The sequence below is a fragment of the Microbacterium umsixpiens genome (assembly GCF_053543675.1).
This window is the reverse complement of sequence record NZ_JBLVOH010000209.1, coordinates 28742-31891: the sequence shown is the minus strand read 5'-3', so window position 1 is coordinate 31891 and position 3150 is coordinate 28742. Positions and strand designations below refer to the sequence as shown.

The window sequence follows — 3150 nt, the reverse complement described above, 5'->3', positions numbered from 1 at the left end:
GGGCGCCGCCGCCTTCGCGGCATCGTCCCCACCGGTGCGGGTGCCTCCGGCACCGAAGCGCGGACGGCGGCGGATGATCGAGCGGCGGCTGTAGACGGCCACCGCGGCGACGATGACGACGCCGCGGACGACGTCCTTGAGGAACGGGTTGACCTGCATGACGCTCATGACGTTGTCGACGACCGCGAGGATCGCCACGCCGCCGATCGTGCCCCAGACGGAGCCGCGACCACCGAGAAGCAGCGTTCCGCCGAGCACGACCGCGGCGATCGACAGCAGCGCATAGCCGCCCTGCTGCCCGACGGTCGGGCTGCCGACGCCGAGGCGGCTGGCGAGCAGCAGACCCGCGAGCCCGGCGAACACCGAGCAGAGCACGTGCGCCCAGATGAGCGGCATCCGCGTGCGCACGCCGGAGAGCCGGGCGATCTCGGGGTCGCCGCCGACGGCGTAGAGGTGGGCGCCGGTGCGGGTGCGGTTGAGGAGCACCCAGATCACGACGGCCAGCACGATCATGATGAGCGTGGAGACCGGGATGGGTCCGACGCCCGTGGCGCCGATGAGCTGGAACGCCCAGGGCACCTTCCCCGCGGATCCCTCGAAGTTCGTGTTGAGGATGCCCTGCAGGATGAGTCCGACGCCGAGTGTGGCGATGAAGCCGTTGACCTTGAGCACGGTCACGATGAGCCCGTTCACGAGCCCGACACCGGCGCACACGAGCAGAGTCACGATCACCGCTGCCGGGATGTTCGCCGCGTTGTCGTTCATCATCGTGGCCGCCAGCAGACTCGACAGGCTGATCACGTACGTGACCGAGAGGTCGAGCGAGGCGCCGAGCACCACGAGCGTCTGCCCGATCGCGACGAGGCCGAGCACGCTCATGCCGGTCAGGATGTCGCGGATGTTGCCGGCGCTGAGGAAGTTACGTCCCACCGTACCGACCAGGATCGCGCCGATGACGAGCACCAGGAGCAGGATGCCGAGCACGATGACCGTGGAATCGATCTTCAGACGCTTCATCGCGCACCCCCGTCCGTCGCGGTGCCGGGATCGAGGGTGCCCGGATGGGCGGCGCCGGTCGCGGCCCCGAGGATCTCGTGCTCGGCGGAGCCCGCCGGCAGTTCGGCGACGAGTTCGCCGTCGTTCATGACCAGGATCCGGTCGCTCATGCCGATCACCTCCGGCAGTTCGCTCGACACCATCAGCACGGCCTTCCCTTGCGCTGCGAGCTCGCGCATCAGCTCATAGACGGCGTACTTCGCACCGACGTCGATGCCGCGGGTGGGCTCGTCGAAGAGCACGATCTGCGGCTGGGTGAGCAGCCACTTGGCCAGCACCACCTTCTGCTGGTTGCCGCCGGAGAGGAAGCGCACCTCCTGATCCAGGCCGCGCGAGCTGACCTCGAGCGAGCTCAGGATGCCGGGCACCTCGCGCCGGGACGCGGCGGTCCGACCGGCGAAGACACTGCGGACGACGAGGAGAGCGTTGTCGAGGACGGACTGCCCGAGGGCGAGGCCCTGCGCCTTGCGGTCCTCGGAGACGAGGGCGAGCCCGGCCCGGACGGCGGCGCGGGCGGTCCCGATCCGCACGGGCGCCCCATCGATGCGCATCGATCCGCGGGTGAAGGCCTGGATGCCGAACACCCCTTCCACCAGCTCCGTGCGTCCGGAGCCCTGCAACCCGGCGATGCCGACGATCTCCCCGGCGCGGAGCGTGAGGGAGACCCCGTCGACGTAGGCGTTGCCGCAGCCGTCGAGTTCGAGCCGCGCCTTCCCGACCGTCGTGCCCTCGACCGCATCCGGGAAGTACGACTGGATGGAGCGGCCGACCATGCGCCGCACGAGTTCGTCCGTGGTCAGGGCCGCGGTCTCGTCGGTCGAGACGAGCGCGCCGTCCTTGAGGATCGTGATGCGATCGCACAGGTCGAAGATCTCCTTCAACCGGTGCGAGACGTAGATCACGGCGACGCCGCGGGAGGTGAGCCGGCGGATGATCGCGTAGAGCAGCTCGACCTCGCGGTCGCTGAGGGCGGCGGTCGGCTCGTCCATCGAGATGACCCGAGCATCGAAGGAGAGCGCCTTGACGATCTCGACGATCTGCTGCTCGGCGACCGTGAGCGAACCGACGCGCGCGGTCGGCTCGATGAAAGAGACCCCGAGGTCGGTCAGCAGGTCGGCGGTGCGCGTGTTCATGGCGCGCTGGTCGACGAATCCGCGCCGGCGCGGCTCGCGTCCGAGGTAGACGTTCTGCGCCACCGTGCGCTCCGGCAGCAGGGTGAACTCCTGGAAGACCGTGACGATGCCGGCATCCATCGCCTGGCGCGGGTGCGCGTGGTGCACCTCTTCGCCGCGATAGGCAATCGTGCCGTCGTCGGCCGGCTGCACGCCGGCGATGATCTTCATCAGCGTGGACTTGCCCGCGCCGTTCTCGCCGACGAGACCGTGCACCTCGCCGGGCCGCACGTCGAAGTCGATGCCCTTGAGAACCTCGACGCCGAAGAAGGACTTGCGGATGCCGGCCACCCGCAGCACGGGTTCGGTCGTGGTCGCGATCATGCCGTCACCTCCACCCATCGTCCGCCGTCGGCCGCCGAGGCGAGCACGGCCTCCGTGAGCACGGCCGAGCGGTATCCGTCGGCGAAAGTCGGGAGCCCATCGGGTTCCGCACCGGCGATCGCCGCATAGACGTCGGCGATGAAGCTGTTGAAGGCGTCCTGGTAGCCCATCGGGTGTCCCGCCGGAACCCGCTGCAGCCGCGCGGAATCCGGGTCGGCGGTGGCGGGGTCGCGCAGCAGCAGCCGCGATTCCTCGCGCATGCCGATCCACAGCTCCTCCGGGCGCTCCTGCTCGAAGCGGAGGCTCTGTCGCGAGCCGTGCAGCTCGAGGGTGAGGGCGTTCTTGCGGCCGGCGGCCATCTGCGAGATGAGCAGCGTGCCGAGGGCGCCCGACTCGGTCTCGACGAGCACCGCGACGATGTCCTCCGTGTCGACCGACTGCCCCGAGCGCTCCGAGAAGACCCGACGGGTGCGGGCGCTCAGCGCGCGGATGCGCTCGCCGATCACGAACTCGATCAGGTCGCACAGGTGGGACCCGATGTCGGCGAAGGCGCGGGATGCACCGCCGGACTCGGAGCGCACCCGCCAGTCGTCGTCGC

Annotated in this window: 3 protein-coding genes; all 3 read right to left on the bottom strand. The window is 69.9% G+C overall.

Annotation, left to right across the window (positions count from 1 at the left end; genetic code table 11):
* On the bottom strand, positions 1-1017 hold a 1017-nt coding region (locus tag ACNPM4_RS18140), incomplete at its 3' end, for an ABC transporter permease (RefSeq protein ID WP_448986622.1).
* Positions 1014-2552, bottom strand: a complete 1539-nt coding sequence (locus tag ACNPM4_RS18135; protein ID WP_448986621.1) for a sugar ABC transporter ATP-binding protein — start codon at positions 2550-2552, stop codon at positions 1014-1016. The genes ACNPM4_RS18140 and ACNPM4_RS18135, both read right to left, overlap by 4 nt.
* Positions 2549-3150: Gfo/Idh/MocA family protein (locus ACNPM4_RS18130; protein ID WP_448986620.1), on the bottom strand; the 602-nt coding region annotated here is incomplete at its 5' end. The genes ACNPM4_RS18135 and ACNPM4_RS18130, both read right to left, overlap by 4 nt.